Annotated in this window: 15 protein-coding genes; all 15 read right to left on the bottom strand. The window is 60.1% G+C overall.

Annotated features, from left to right (window positions below):
- Position 1: 1 nt before the first annotated feature.
- Positions 2 to 763 (bottom strand): glycosyltransferase family 2 protein, encoded by a 762-nt coding sequence (locus tag DW355_RS06145; RefSeq protein WP_131278503.1) that lies wholly within the window; start codon positions 761 to 763, stop codon positions 2 to 4.
- Between the two features lie 4 nt (positions 764 to 767).
- Positions 768 to 1,742, bottom strand: a complete 975-nt coding sequence (locus DW355_RS06140) for a hypothetical protein (RefSeq protein ID WP_131278501.1) — start codon at positions 1,740 to 1,742, stop codon at positions 768 to 770.
- Entirely contained in the window at positions 1,739 to 2,542 is an 804-nt protein-coding gene (locus DW355_RS06135; protein WP_131278498.1) for a class I SAM-dependent methyltransferase, read from the bottom strand. The genes DW355_RS06140 and DW355_RS06135 overlap by 4 nt, the downstream gene beginning before the upstream one ends.
- Positions 2,539 to 3,675, bottom strand: coding sequence for a glycosyltransferase (locus tag DW355_RS06130; RefSeq protein ID WP_131278496.1), 1,137 nt, complete (start codon positions 3,673 to 3,675; stop codon positions 2,539 to 2,541). The genes DW355_RS06135 and DW355_RS06130 overlap by 4 nt, the downstream gene beginning before the upstream one ends.
- Before the next feature lie 15 nt (positions 3,676 to 3,690).
- Entirely contained in the window at positions 3,691 to 4,560 is an 870-nt protein-coding gene (locus DW355_RS06125) for a class I SAM-dependent methyltransferase (protein ID WP_207388086.1), read from the bottom strand.
- 134 nt (positions 4,561 to 4,694) lie between these two features.
- A complete protein-coding gene (locus tag DW355_RS06120; RefSeq protein WP_131278493.1) occupies positions 4,695 to 5,567 on the bottom strand; it encodes a glycosyltransferase family 2 protein in 873 nt (290 codons plus the stop codon).
- Between the two features lie 8 nt (positions 5,568 to 5,575).
- Complete coding sequence (locus tag DW355_RS06115; RefSeq protein ID WP_165493134.1) at positions 5,576 to 6,553, bottom strand: class I SAM-dependent methyltransferase; 978 nt, start codon at positions 6,551 to 6,553, stop codon at positions 5,576 to 5,578.
- A gap of 10 nt (positions 6,554 to 6,563) precedes the next feature.
- Complete coding sequence (locus tag DW355_RS06110; RefSeq protein WP_165493133.1) at positions 6,564 to 7,397, bottom strand: methyltransferase, TIGR04325 family; 834 nt, start codon at positions 7,395 to 7,397, stop codon at positions 6,564 to 6,566.
- Between the two features lie 26 nt (positions 7,398 to 7,423).
- On the bottom strand, positions 7,424 to 8,290 hold the full coding sequence (locus DW355_RS06105; RefSeq protein WP_131278487.1) for a hypothetical protein: 867 nt from the start codon (positions 8,288 to 8,290) through the stop codon (positions 7,424 to 7,426).
- Positions 8,275 to 8,907 carry a PIG-L deacetylase family protein gene (locus DW355_RS06100; RefSeq protein WP_131278485.1) on the bottom strand — a complete coding sequence of 211 codons (633 nt, stop codon included), beginning with the start codon at positions 8,905 to 8,907 and terminating at the stop codon, positions 8,275 to 8,277. Before DW355_RS06100 ends, DW355_RS06105 begins: the two co-directional genes overlap by 16 nt.
- Positions 8,904 to 9,605 carry a WbqC family protein gene (locus DW355_RS06095; RefSeq protein WP_131278483.1) on the bottom strand — a complete coding sequence of 234 codons (702 nt, stop codon included), beginning with the start codon at positions 9,603 to 9,605 and terminating at the stop codon, positions 8,904 to 8,906. Before DW355_RS06095 ends, DW355_RS06100 begins: the two co-directional genes overlap by 4 nt.
- A complete protein-coding gene (locus DW355_RS06090; protein WP_207388085.1) occupies positions 9,602 to 10,525 on the bottom strand; it encodes a hypothetical protein in 924 nt (307 codons plus the stop codon). Before DW355_RS06090 ends, DW355_RS06095 begins: the two co-directional genes overlap by 4 nt.
- A gap of 20 nt (positions 10,526 to 10,545) precedes the next feature.
- Positions 10,546 to 11,226: a cytidylyltransferase domain-containing protein gene (locus tag DW355_RS06085; RefSeq protein ID WP_131278479.1), complete on the bottom strand. Its 681-nt coding sequence runs from the start codon at positions 11,224 to 11,226 to the stop codon at positions 10,546 to 10,548.
- On the bottom strand, positions 11,223 to 12,239 hold the full coding sequence (locus DW355_RS06080; RefSeq protein WP_131278477.1) for an N-acetylneuraminate synthase family protein: 1,017 nt from the start codon (positions 12,237 to 12,239) through the stop codon (positions 11,223 to 11,225). The genes DW355_RS06085 and DW355_RS06080 overlap by 4 nt, the downstream gene beginning before the upstream one ends.
- Before the next feature lie 81 nt (positions 12,240 to 12,320).
- Positions 12,321 to 13,391, bottom strand: a complete 1,071-nt coding sequence (locus DW355_RS06075) for a radical SAM/SPASM domain-containing protein (RefSeq protein ID WP_131278475.1) — start codon at positions 13,389 to 13,391, stop codon at positions 12,321 to 12,323.

The raw sequence follows: 13,391 nt of genomic DNA, 5'->3' as shown, positions 1-13,391 counted from the left end.
CTTATCTGAACAGCTGCGGCAGCTTGCGCGCATTCTTCCAGATCAAGGCCCCCAGACCACCCAGGCGATTTTTGCGCAAAACCTTGTAACTTTCGAAATTCCGTTGCAGTATGGCTCGCAAAGAACCATTTCCGCTGACACCACCAGTCTTCATCTGCACCATCAAACGCGGCAAGTAGACGACCTTGACATCGGGTGCGCTTAAATACCGAAGCATGAAATCGTAGTCCGCAGCGATCCGAAAACGAGGATCGAACCCTCCTATTCGTTGCACCAAGAACCGACGGACATAGAAGGTCGGGTGAGGAGGCATCCAGCCCCTGCGAAGCTGCGCAGGTATGAAGACCCCGCTTTGCCAACGCCGTATGACACGCTGAGCATTGGCACGTACCACATACTCCAGGTCCCCATACACTATATCCGCCTTGGTTTTTTGCGCAGACACTACCATCTCCGTCAGCACACATGGATCAGCGAGCACATCGTCGGCATTCAAAAAACCAACCCAGTCTCCGGACGCCAGACGCAATCCCTTATTCATGGCATCGTAAATGCCATCGTCGGACTCTGATACCAGAACAATTCCCGGGCGTCCATGCCGATGTACGAGCGCCTGAGTCCCATCGGTAGATCCGCCATCAATGACAATGTGTTCAATCGCCCTCCAGGTTTGAGAGGCAACCGAGCGCAACGTTTCAGCAATTGTGGCCGCACTGTTGTAGCAGACGGTAATGACCGTGATAGTCGGCTCTGCAATGCTCATAGGGCTAGTACCGCATAAAGCGACGAGCAACTTCCTTCATCCACATCGGCACGAAGCGCTGTATGAAACGGCGTCCTCGCACAATGGAGACGGGTTTCAGGCCCGCCTTGAAATCGGGAACCAGGATTCTTACGTCAGCCAGACAGGTTTTCAGTTCGACCTCGTATGCCTCGTAGATGGCAGCCGGCTCCGGGCATTCCGAGGTATAGAAGGTTGACAAGCGGTCAAAGCCACCATTCTCCAATAGCTGGAACTGATGGAAATGGTAGAAGATCAGAGGTGCGCCCTCTACCGTGACATTGCCTGAGGCATCCTGGCCGAATTGATAACGGGCGTAGTTCCATGGCGCGATGCCGGCACCCGGATGCATAAGGATGTGGCACTTGGAATAGCGATCAGGCCATTCATCCAGATATTTCTGATCGCCCATCTTTCCGTCCTCGAGACGGTAATAGCACCACTCCAGGCATTGTTCGCGCCAGCGCGAAAGACAGGCCATACCCTGCTCGTCCCGGCGAAAACTATCCCATTCGACGCAGAAGCGGCCATTGACCATGCGGTCCATGAGGCGATCGGTGAATCGATGCTCGATGATGGCTATGGAAGCATCACCGATTTCATCGAACAGCGGTTTCACGTCTGAATAGAACAGAAGATCGGCATCGACATAAGTCAGAAAATCGATCTCAGGAAAGCGTTGCATGACATGCCAGGTGAACCCGGAGGAAAGCGTCCAGCAGTACTCGGCCACGCCGCGATCCGCCTTGGCCCGAAGCAATGCATCGTCTTCAACCTCTGCCAGAGCGATGCAATTGACAAAAGGCAAGTCGAGGTGCTCAAGAACATATTTCGTCTGAGCATCCATGCAAAGCACATAGATCTTCGCGCCCGGGCAATGACGGGCCAGACTGCGCAGCATGGCCAGACCTTTGAGGAGGTAGTTGCTGTCGAACAGCGTGCAAAAGTGGCGGGGAGTCATGATGCGATTTTTCTGCACACGTAGGTGCGATTGGCCGTGCCCACACCACCGTGAACGGTCTCGTCCAGCGTGTAGGTCGCGATCAGTTCGAGGCCGCTGGCGGCCAGCAGGGCCAGGAACTCGGGCTCGTTGAAATGGATTTCCACCGTCTCCACTCCGTAGGCCTGTTTTCGGTAGTACTGGTTGGGTTGCCCGAGCACCATAGGCGTGCGGTGGAAGATGGCGTACTGGCGGGCCACGCGCGCCGTCTCGACGACGGCCGCCTGGTACTCCGGAATGTGCAGCAGGCAGCAGCCCGAAATCACGACGTCGAAGGCGCCGCGGTCGTGCGACAGCGCAGTAGCGTCCTCGACGTCGAACCGCAGGTCCGGGTAGGTCTGGCGGGCCAACTCGATGAAGGCGGGCGAATAGTCGCAGCCGGCATAGCGCACGCCCAGCCCCGCGATCTCTAGCACCTCCGCGTAGAAGCCGCTGGAGCAGCCAACCTCCAGCACCGACATGCCGCGCGCGTCCGACGGCAGCGCACGCAGGGCCTGACACATGACATCGAACACGTCAATGGACTCACCGCGCCGGTAAGCGGCGAGCTGGGTATTCACCAGCTCGCGTTGCCGGCGCGGCAGCGCGTCGGATTGCCAGGCGTCACGCAGGCGGGCGGCTTCGCCGGCGGCCTCCTCGGTTTTCAGGGGCACGTAGTTCGACGACACGCCGCCCGGCGGGCTCAGGCGGCTGCGCAGCCGCTTGAGCCCGGCCTTGAGCCGGGGAAAGCGGTTCAGCAGGGAACGCAATGCGGCTTTCATGGGCGGCGCGCTCCGAGGTGCCGTTCCAGCACCGGCACGAGTTCTTCCATGCGGTGCCGGTAGGTGTGTTCGCGCAGCGTGCGGGCCTGTCCGGCACGGGCGATCGCGGCGGCCTCTTCGGGATGGTCGAGGTAGTAGCGGATCAGCTCCGCCGCTTCCTCTTGCGAGGAGTAGGCCACGACTTCCTTGCCGACCTCGAAGATCTCACCGAGGTTGTCTTTGCGGTCCGTGATGAGCAGCGAGCCCACGCCGGTAGCCTCGTAGAGGCGCATGTTGTTGGCGTTGTTCTCGGCCACATCGATGTGACGATTCAGGGCGATGCGGCTGCGTGCCAAAGCGCGGTACATATCCAAGCCCCAGACTTCGCCGTGGTGACGCTTGCGGATAGCAGAGGAGCGCGGCAGCGTCTTCGCGCCATAGCCAAAGAACTCGATGGGCGTATTCGTTGCCAAGTATTCCAGTAGAGGCACAGCCTTTCCGTGGTGGCGGCTGATGCCACCGACGAAGCTCGCGCCGATGTCTCTCTGAACCTTTCCGAGTAGATCCAAGACTCGCGTGTCGAAGCCGATGCGGAAGTACGCAGAGGCGACACCCAGCGCCCGCAAGCGGGAAACAAAGTGCGGGAAGGAGGTCAGGATCAGGTCGTAGCCCTTGAGGAAAGACTCGGGCGGGAGCGGACATGCGATCTGCCCGACGATCAACCGCACGTCCGATTTGAGATCCTTCAGCACCTCACCCGGGAAAAAGCTCAGGTCCTGGCAATAAAGGACGTCGGGTTTGAGCGAGCGGATCTGGGCGATCGCGACTTCCATGAGGCCCGGCAGTGCCGCGAGCTGCGCGCCGATGACTGGCAACCGGAAGGTGCGGTGGGGCAGACGCAATGCCCAGGCACTGAACGAGACATCGTTCTCGGTGGCCCACATCTTTTGCAGAGGCACGCAGTTCGCGACGAGGTCATGGGCATCCACGCCCAGGCTATTCAGATGGCGCGAATAGAAGTCCGAGGTGCCGAAGGCGGCCTTCAGTAGGGCCTGGGTCTGTTCTTGCGAGGACGCATGGCTCAACCCAGCATGCTCGGCGTAGAACGACTTGAGGAAACGGGGGTAATAGGTATCGAGTATGACCACCTTCATGTGCAATCCCTGCAATCAGTGTCCATCAGCAGTTTTCTTCAGCACGACCAGCAGGCTGTCGCCCGCGCCGAGCCGGTCTACGATGCGGTTGACGACCACCAGCAGGCCACCCACCACCGTGCGCAGCCGCCGCAGCAACGCGTTCTTCAAGCGGCGCGCGAAGGACGGACGCCCGGCGCCCGGCGCCCGGCCGCTTTGCCAGGCATTCGAGGCCACGCCTACATCAGGCGCGCGGCCTATGGCGCGCAGTTGGAGGAGGGTCCAGAGGTTGGGGGTAATCGATCGGGCGTTCACAACCTCATAGCCCTGTTGCCGGGCCAAGAGGGCAAACGAGCGCCGGCTGAAATGGTGCTGGTGATAAGGCGCATGCCAGTTGATCCACCTCGTCCCCGACAACCGGCGCTGCCACGACGACACGTTGGGAAACGACAGCACGATGCGGCCACCGGGGGCCAGTCGGTCGCGTACCACGCGCAGCAGGGCGGCCGGATCGGGCACGTGCTCGATCACCTGGTTGAGCGTGATGAGATCAAACACCTGACCGGGGAACGGGTCGTCGTGGATGCTGCCGATGTGCACATTCAGACCGTAGCGCTGAGCGATGACCGCGACATTGGGATCGGCTTCCACACCAAAGGGCTCGACACCGAGTTGACGAAGCTCCAGCAGGGAAAGGCACGAGCCGCTGCCGATGTCCAGCACGCGCTGCCCGGGTTTGGCGAGGTAGTGGCCTTGGTTGTCCGTGCCGGCCAGCCATCGCTTGAAGCGAGCGTGCTTCTTCCCGACCAGGGCACTTTCCTTTTCGAGTAAGTCAAAATCGATGTTGCGCCGGGGGTAATACTGGCTGTAAAGCGCGGGCAGGTCCGCCTCGGTCAGACGGGGCATGGTCACCATTTGACCGCAGGACCCGCATTGCAATACCGAGAACACCCCGGGGCACCCATAGCGGTCGTCCCAGATGCGGTCGATGAACACCGTTGTGGACGAACCGCAGGCGATGCACGTCGTATCTTCTCTATTCATGTGATCGATGTGCGTGGTTTGAGTTTTTGGTGAAGGTAGCGCGACATGCCGAAATAGGCCAGCCGCAGGGGGGCCGTCAGTCGCTGGAGAGGGGAGCCAACCATGCCGTAGAAGGCCAGACGCCGGATCACGTTGCTCGACGAGCGCTGGCCGAAGTGCCGTTCCCACCAGCCTAGCTGCGCGACTTCGTTGCCGTAAACGGGCGGCGAGAACACGATGGCCTGGCTGCTCACGAGCAGCGGCGTGCGGGCATCGCGCGCGAATCGCATGGCGATCTCGTAGTCGGCCAGGTAGTGCGGCAGCAGCCTAGGGCGCATGCCGCCGTGGGTCTTGAACAGGCAGACGGGGTAAAGCGTCCCCCGGCCGGAGAGCGCATCCACTCGGTAGACCGGCTTGGGCGACCGGCGCTCCTGCTCCGGCAACTCGGCCAGCAGGTCCCAGACCGCGATGTGGTTGATGCTGATGCGCGGGCCGATGCTGACCAGGGGATCGTCACGGTTTTCTTCATGGATCACGCTGCCCACCGCCGCGCCGCCGCCCTCTCGGCTCACGCGCACCAGCGTGTCCACGTAGTCCGGAGCGAACCAGGTGTCGTTGTTGAGAAACAGCACATAGTCGTTGGGTGAGGCGTTGGCCAGCACGTGCCGCAATCCGAGGTCGATCGCCCCGCCCCACCAGAGCGACCCGTCGCCTTCCAGGGTGGTGACATCGGCCTGGCCCGCCAGGTAATCGCGTGTGCCATCGGTGGAGCCGTCGTTGATGACGACGATGCGCACATCGTTCGCCCGCGTCTGCGCGCGCAGCGATTCGATCACCCGCTGAGTATGGTGCAGGCGGTTGAAAACAGGAATGAGAACATGAATCTGCATTGTCCAGGTCACGCGATCTTGCGAAATAGAACCATGTGGGTCTGGCCTGTCAGCCCATCTTTGGCGATGGGATAGGAGGTCGCCAGTTGAATCGCTGTTAACTGTTCCACAACCTTACGCCTCTCCACATCAAGATCAATGCCAAGAAACCTTCTCATCAAACGCTTGAGCAGCGGCTGCTTTTCGGCAGTGGGAAGGTCGGGCAAAATGAAGTTACTGATATACGACTTGTAGTGAGCAAATCGCAAAGGTTCCTGTTGAATATTCACTATTTCTAGCTGAAAGATCTTTGCAATATTCTCGAATGTCTTTTTGCTCAGCGAAAGAACATGATGCGGTGGCATATCTAGCAGAACTCGATCTGCCTCAGAGAAATACCCCTCCGGATTGGGCACGGCGAGCAGCAAATAACCATTAGGCTTGACGACCCTCAGCGCATCCTCCATGAACTCCCTCGGATTGCTGAGATGCTCGAGAACCTCAAAAGCCACCACAAGATCGAAGGATGTCTCTATTGAGCGAAGGGTGCTGGAAGAGACGTTCAGTCCTTTTGCCTGGCAGTCTTCAATGGCCTTGGGATTGAATTCCACGCCTTGGCAGTTGTAGAGGTTGTGCATTCGGGTCAGAAAATGCCCTTGCCCACAGCCGACTTCCAACAGCCTGCGCACGTCGGTCAGTTGCGAGATGAGATCAGCTGCAACATCAAACTCCCACTTGTCCTTCTCGTAGTACCACACGAAGCGGGTCGAGAGCTCCTTGTAAAATTCCCCGTCACCACAGATTGCGGGATGATAGAAGCGCATGTCGCAATCCAAGCAACGGTATTGGAAAAGGTGGTCACCCGTTTCCAAGCGGTCGAAAGGGTCAAAGCCAAGTCCTTGTTTCCATTCGGCACGCACGTCGGCTATGCTGTGCCAGCGATGCAGCTGCGCTCTGCCTGAACCACAAAGTGGACAGCCCTTTGGTTGATTTGCAATGAAGTTCAACACGACCTCGCTATTTCTCATTCAAGGCAAGTTCATAGGCCGACCCCTTCAAAACGAATAGGTAACCAAGCTCCTGCAGATTTCGCCCATCTCTATCGAGATTGATTGTTGATTTGAAGGCGGGAAACTCCGAAAGCAGGCGGTATTTCTGCTGCATGTATTCCAGAAATTTTTCCTTGCTGAGTATCCACGTCGGTATTGTGGCCGGAAATATGCTCTGAGGCACATATTGCCTTGTGACATAGTCCGAGGACTCTGAGGAGAAAAGAGTCCGATCTAGCATGATCACATCAACCTTTGCTTCAGTTACCTCTGTCAATACTTCATAGGGCTTCTCGACATATTGCAAAGAACTAGACAGCAGAACGAACTGTGGTTTTGCATTTTGCAGTCCTGCGGTCAAGCTTGAATAAAACTTCAGCGAATGATTGGCGAACAAGACACGAGCCTGCTCGACGAAACTCGGCTGCTCAACAATGGACCATTCGATATGGGAGAGCCAGCTCATGAAAGGTTTGTTCTGAAAGAAACTGGTGCCCAACCCTCCGCCAAAATCCAGGACGCGCAGCTGCCCTTGCGCTTTCGTCGCAACCCACAGCAATGCGGTGGCCAGCGGAAATGAAAACTCTCTGTTCTCAAAAATCACAGAATCGCGTTCATAGGGTGCAGAGCCGGATAGGATTTTTTGCACGGCTCCCGCAACTTTTCTTGCGATTGCGGGGTCCTGATAGCCCAAGGTCTGGCTTTTGGCCGTTTGCCAATCTTCAAATCGCCCTACGTATCCATTAACGGGCGTTGCTTCGCGTTCTCTCGTCAGTTTGAATCGAGAGCGCAGGGCGATCATCAGGTTTTTCATACTTCGGCGGAGACTCAAATGCCAAGTGATTCGAGCGAATCACGCGGAAATTCATCCAATTCACCCCCAGGGCTGGCATTCACAATTTTTATATGGTTCGCCGATGCCACTTTGGCCAGGTGACGGTATTGCCTCCAGAGTCGCGCCAAACTTTGGAATGTATCGAAATTCTCGGCAAGAATCTTTCCTTGATCGTTTACAGAATAGTCTTTACCGGACATGGCCTTGGGTTGAAATGCGTAGTTGTAATACCCCGTACGCCAGCTGTCATGGTCCACGCCAAGAAGGATGATTTCCTGGAAACCCATGTACATCGCGATCATCAGGGCCATGATCGGGACCGACTCCACTCTAGGGACCGATTGAACGATATCGATAAGACGCAGATCATTCAGCTCGTCGAAGTTTTCTTGAAATGCAAGGTAATGCACCTTCCGTGCAGCAAACAGCCCATACCTTCTGACCAATGCCGCTTCTGTTTCGTTGAGGAACAACTCTGCATTTCCGATGCTGTTCTCCATCTCGCGGAACCAGGACACCACGTCGGCTTCGGTCATCCGGCCATAGGTGATCTGCGGCACGCAGTGGTACTGGGGCGCCATCGCTGCGTAGCCTTCATGTAGGTAACCATTAGAAACGGAGAACACCGTTTCACCCTGAAGGCGGCGCAAATCGACCTGTTTCACGCTGGGGCCGTTGCCCACGATGAAGCAGCGCTGACCAGCGTGGCGGTTCTTCAGCTGGCCATTGGCAACCAGCACCTCTTTCGGCACCAGCTGCGCGGGAGGTCGTGCCGCTCGCAAGCGCTGGCGCAGCACGTGCACGCCGTGCGGCAACAGCCAGGCCGCGTACCGAAGCCAGGTCCTCATGACTGCAGCCATTTCACAACCTCATACACCTCGGCGTAGCGCACGCCGATGCGTTGCCCAGCATTTTCTGCCTCGTTGCGGAAGAAGCTGATCCACTTGGCGCCAGTGCGCTCCATCTCCGATTGGTGCGCGCGAATGGCCTGCTCTTTGGCATCCCAGTGGTCGGTGATGTCCACATAGAAGTTGCCACGAAAATCGAGCGTGGAGTGGTACCAGTTGCTGCGGTACATCAGCAGGCGCGGCACGTGCCGGCAGCTGTGCAGCGATGCGCGGGCCACGGCTTGGTGGTCGTGGTGGATGTCGCCGGTCCAGTGGGCGTACACCTGCTCAATGGCCAGTTGCTCCACGAGCCGCAAGATCTGGATGTTCAGGCTGTCCACGAACTCCACCTCCAGGGTCTTAAAGTCCCCGCAAAACATCTGCTTGACGCCCAGGACCTTCATGGCTTCCTCGGCCTCGGCCCGCGCCACGTCGCTGGATCGCACCGACTGGTCGTACTGGTTGGTGAAGCCGGAGACGGTGGCGACGAACACGTAGACCTCGTCGCCACGGGCGGCGTGGGCCGCCAGCGCGCCGCCACAGCCCAGCTCCACATCGTCGAAATGCGCACCAATAGCCAATATCTTCATGCTGTTTCTCTCAGAATTTGTCGGGAAGCCGCAATGCCGCAATTGAACAGCACATCCAGCGAACTCAGGTAGGGCACGAAGGCCCCGAATTGTTGCGGATAAACCGGATGCATGAACTGCTGCCAGACCACCTCGATGCCGGCCCGGGCGAATTTCTCCGGCTGCATGTAGTCGCGCGCGCCATTGCCCGACAGGTAGTGCGTGGCACCGACCTTGCCCAGCAGGTCGATCAGCATCTCGTTGCTGCTGCCTGCGGGCTGCAAGGTGCTGGAGCGCACCCAGGGCAGCCGGACGTCCAGCAGGTCCATGAGCAACTCGATTGAGCGCAGGTTGAAATCGGCCATCAGCCGGGGCGGTTGGTCGTACAGGGAGGCAATGGACGGAAACACCTCGTCAAAGAACGGTGCGCTGCGGTAGTTCTGTTTCAGCAGGTTCAGGTTGTCGGTAGCCCAGTCCACCGAGCTGGACAGCTCGATCTCGTTGATGGGGGTGCCCAGGGGCGCCTTGCGCACGCTCAGGGTGAGCCATTTCTCGCCTGACGGTGTCTTGATCTTGTCGCGGTGGGTCCAGCTGCGGCTGGTGCCGGTGACGAACTGCACATGGTCCAGCACGATGAACTCGTCCGCCGACAGAAACCGCTGGAAGAAGCCAAGGTAAGGCACGAAGTCCGGCTGGTGGATGACGACGGTCTTGCTCATGGCCGCACCAACTCCCGCACGGCGGTGGCCACGCGCTGCACACCGTCCAGGCCCACGGAGGCCATGGCTCGCGTGCTCATGCCCGCGATGTCCAGCGGCAACCGAAATACCGACGCATTGATCGCCGCATGGTGTCCCGCGAACCGGCAGCCGCCCATGCGCTCCAGGGTCTGGCCGACCGGGATCTCGAAAAGCTCGTTGGCCACCACGAGGCAGGGCAACCCGGCCGCATTGGCTTCAAAGGGCGTCATCCCGCCGCCCGTGACGGCCAGATCGTGGCGGGCCATTTCTTCGGCCATCGATGCCACGCCGTGCCGGACCTCGAAGTGACGAGGCATCACCTCGGCCAGCGCCTCGTGGTGGGCGAAGGCCGGGCCCAGCACGACGGTGACCTGCCACGGTTGGTCCTGCAGCAGGCGCACCACCTTGACGGTGGCGCCGTACGTGTCGGCACCGCCCAGCGTCACCAGCACGCTGCCAAGTTGCGCGCGAGCCCGGCGGAAGCGGGCGATGGCGGGATTGAGCACCAGATGGTCCACACCGGTCAGCACCCGTACTCCTTGAAGGCGAGCGACTTCCTCGGGGTCGAAGACCAACGCCGCCACATTCAGATCGCTCTGCGCCGCGCCGCTGCCCCGGTCGTCGAAGGTGACCACTGGCAGGCCCATGGCCTTGACGCGCCCCACATGCGCTGCGGTGGTATCGAGCCGGTCGTTGATCCAGGCAGAGGCGCGCAAGCGCCGTACCGCTTCGGTCTCCCAGCCGCCAGCCTCGGGCGCGAGATCCACGGTGGCATGCGCATGCCCCCGACTTTTCAGGATCTGCAGGGAGGGCTCGTGAGCGTTGATCAGGAAGTGGACGTCCTCGCCCATGCGCACCAGCGCATCGGCAAGGGTCAGGCTGCGGTAAAGATGGCCCATGCCGCGCGCATGGGAGCTTTCTATGCAGAAGACGAACACAGCGCAATCGCTTCCTGTGTCTCGAGCCAACGACCACGAGCCTGGCGGGCCAGGGCGTCGGCACGGCGCCAGTCTTCTTCAGTGTCCACCGTCAGCCGCAGGTTGGGGGCCCGCTTGTTCGCCGGGATATCCAGCACACCGATGCGGAACAACTCGGGTTGCTCCTGGATGTATTCGTTGACGTGCTCCCGATGGTGGGGCTGCAAGCCTTCGACGTGGCTGCGCTCAAGCGCGGACCGGCTGATGACCTCCGTGCCCACGCCCAGCGGCATCATGCCGAAGGAGTGCGTGTAGTCAAAGCCACCATCGAGGTGCAGTTGCACCAACCGTTCCAGCTCGGGCACATCGGTGAACGGGTTGTCGGCCGTCAGACGCACGACGTGTTCAAAGTCCCAGGTGCGCGCGCACTGCAGATAACGGTCCAGCACGTCGTGCTCGCTGCCCCGGAACGTGGCGACATCGGCCTGTCGGCACCACGCCACGATGGCATCGTCCCGCGCATCCGTCGACGTCGCGACCACCACCGGCCAGCGCTGCGGCAGCTGCGAAAGACGGCCTATCACGTGACCCAGCAAGGTCAGGTGCCCGACCGGGCGCAACACCTTGCCCGGCAGCCGGGTCGATCCCATGCGCGCCTGCACCACCAGGCCGACAGAGGTCATGCCAAGTCGCTCCAATCGAGCACGGCGTCGGTGTCGAGGTCGCGGCCGGCGGTCCTGCCCAGCACCTGCTCATAAAACCGCGGCTGGATGCCGTACCCCGGGCGTTTGATGGCCACGCTTTCGGCGGTGAGGCGATCACCCGCCCTGACGGCCTGAGTGAGCACCAAGCTCTTGCGGTTGTTGCGCCGGGTCGTCTTCTCGCTGTCCGCCGGGCGTTTGATGCCGTTGCCGCGCATCACCTCGAAGGCGCGGATCGCATCGACCAGCCATTTCATCTCGGCAGGGTCGGCCGACAGCATGTGATCCGGGCCGTCCGCAGCCTTGTCGTAAGTGAAATGGCGCTCGACCACGCGCGCGCCCATCGCCACCGCACACAAGCTGGCCACGGGAGACACCGTGTGATCGGAGTAGCCCACGTCGAGTTGGGGAAAGGTCTCCATCAGCGTCTGCATCGCGCGCAGGTTGACGTGTTGCGGGTGTGTCGGGTAGCTGGTGATGGCGTGCAGCAGGATCAGCCGGTCGTTGCCTTCGCCCAGGATCGCGTCCACCGACCGGCGGACTTCCTCCAGCGTGCACATGCCGGTGGACAGCAGGATGGGCTTGCCGGTGCGCGCGACGTAGCGCAGGAATGGCAGGTTGACCGCATCGTCCGAGCCGATCTTGTGGGCGCCCACACCGCAGCGCTCGAGCAGGTCGACATCGCTCTGGTGGGACGGGGACGAGAACCAGTCGAGCCCCTTGTCCTGCGCGTAAAGGAAGACCTCGTGGTGCAGCTTCTCGTCGATCGCGTACTTGTTGAACAGGTCGAACTGGGACGTGACCCCAGTGTTTTCCATGTCGAACATGGCCACCCGGCTCGACAGCGTCTGTGCCCGGTAGGTCTGGAGCTTGACCGCGTCCACGCCACAGCCGGCTGCCTCGTCGATCAGGCGGCGCGCCTGTTCCAGCGTCGTGAAATTGCCGCCGATCTCGGCGATCACATAGCAGCGGTCGCTGTGGAAGTTCTTGAACATGTCTTTTCTCGCAACTGTTGAAACCTGGCGTCCCGTGCCGCATGAGCGGCGGCCGGTTCTAGGCCTTCGCGTGGGCCGGCCTTACTTGCCCACCACCTGGATCCGGAACACGTAGTTCTTGACGGTGAACGTGCGCCCACCGACCTCCGCATCCTCGTCCTCGGTCTTGCGTGGCAGGTAGCAGCGCTTGCAGACCGCGCTTTCCATAAAGCCGCGGTCGCGCTTGTGCAGCTCGCGCACGGCGTTCATCTTCTCGCTGTGCCAGAGTTCGTGGATGGTCTGCTTGTTCGCGTCGCCGATGACCTCGCGGTTCTCTTCGTCGTTCGAGCACTTCATCACCAGACCGTCGGCGCCGATAACGAGGCGCTGGTATTGCTGCGGGCAGGTGAAGTTCTCGAGGTACTCGATGTGGGTGTCGTTGCCCAGGTAGTCGATGAGTGGGTTGAAGGCGACCAGATCGACGTGAGGCGCGAAGGTGTCGTAGTACTCCTGCGCCTGGTCGCGGATGGCGGGCCAGATGCCTTGGATCTTGATGACGGGCTTGTGCAGGCCACGCTCTTCCTTGAACTTATTCATCGCCTTGATCTTGTCCATCAGATCCTTGAACTTGATCGGCTTGCGAATGCGTTCGTAGGTTTCACCGATGCCGTCGGCCGAGATGGTGATCCAGTCGATGCCCGCGTCCACGATCTCCTCGAAGAACGGCAGAGTCAGCTTGCCGCCGTGGGTGAGCGTGGACACCTCCTTGATGCCCTTGGATTTCGCATAACGGATGCAGTCGGCAAATCGCTTGTGCAGCAGCGCTTCGCCGCGCAGGCTCAGCCGCAGGGCCGGCACCTTGCCGCCGATCTCGTCGATGATCTTGCAGTACAGGTCCCAGTCCATGCGGGTCGTGTTGACGTGCTCCTTGAACTTGTCCGTGATCGTGTAGCACATCGGGCAGTGCAGGTTGCAGATGGACGAGAGCTCAAGGTCCACCAGCAGTGGGTAGTCCCTGACCTCCTGGCGCTGGGGCAACTCGGCCCATTCGCGCCGGTATTCGGCGTATTCCTTCTCCCAGCCCTCACCCTTGTAGACCTCAAAGCGCGCCTCGCGCTCCGGGGTGTCCATGGAGTAGTTGCCCTTGTTGATCGGTACGTAACGCTTGCTCAA

Origin of the sequence: Hylemonella gracilis, assembly GCF_004328645.1 — a bacterium.
In the GTDB taxonomy this organism is placed as follows: domain Bacteria; phylum Pseudomonadota; class Gammaproteobacteria; order Burkholderiales; family Burkholderiaceae_C; genus Hylemonella; species Hylemonella gracilis_B.
The sequence above is the reverse complement of the archived record's forward strand: the minus strand, read 5'-3'. Positions and strand labels throughout refer to the sequence as shown.

Excerpts from the sequence above, each read along its gene's own strand:
- DW355_RS06105 (WP_131278487.1), bottom strand. The coding sequence starts at position 8,290 with ATGGCTGCAGTCATGAGGACCTGGCTTCGGTACGCGGCCTGGCTGTTG.
- DW355_RS06095 (WP_131278483.1), bottom strand. The coding sequence starts at position 9,605 with ATGAGCAAGACCGTCGTCATCCACCAGCCGGACTTCGTGCCTTACCTT.
- DW355_RS06135 (WP_131278498.1), bottom strand. The coding sequence starts at position 2,542 with ATGAAAGCCGCATTGCGTTCCCTGCTGAACCGCTTTCCCCGGCTCAAG.
- DW355_RS06130 (WP_131278496.1), bottom strand. The coding sequence starts at position 3,675 with ATGAAGGTGGTCATACTCGATACCTATTACCCCCGTTTCCTCAAGTCG.
- DW355_RS06145 (WP_131278503.1), bottom strand. The coding sequence starts at position 763 with ATGAGCATTGCAGAGCCGACTATCACGGTCATTACCGTCTGCTACAAC.
- DW355_RS06100 (WP_131278485.1), bottom strand. The coding sequence starts at position 8,907 with ATGAAGATATTGGCTATTGGTGCGCATTTCGACGATGTGGAGCTGGGC.
- DW355_RS06110 (WP_165493133.1), bottom strand. The coding sequence starts at position 7,397 with ATGATCGCCCTGCGCTCTCGATTCAAACTGACGAGAGAACGCGAAGCA.
- DW355_RS06090 (WP_207388085.1), bottom strand. The coding sequence starts at position 10,525 with ATGGGCCATCTTTACCGCAGCCTGACCCTTGCCGATGCGCTGGTGCGC.
- DW355_RS06085 (WP_131278479.1), bottom strand. The coding sequence starts at position 11,226 with ATGACCTCTGTCGGCCTGGTGGTGCAGGCGCGCATGGGATCGACCCGG.
- DW355_RS06140 (WP_131278501.1), bottom strand. The coding sequence starts at position 1,742 with ATGACTCCCCGCCACTTTTGCACGCTGTTCGACAGCAACTACCTCCTC.
- DW355_RS06125 (WP_207388086.1), bottom strand. The coding sequence starts at position 4,560 with ATGCCCCGTCTGACCGAGGCGGACCTGCCCGCGCTTTACAGCCAGTAT.
- DW355_RS06080 (WP_131278477.1), bottom strand. The coding sequence starts at position 12,239 with ATGTTCAAGAACTTCCACAGCGACCGCTGCTATGTGATCGCCGAGATC.
- DW355_RS06120 (WP_131278493.1), bottom strand. The coding sequence starts at position 5,567 with ATGCAGATTCATGTTCTCATTCCTGTTTTCAACCGCCTGCACCATACT.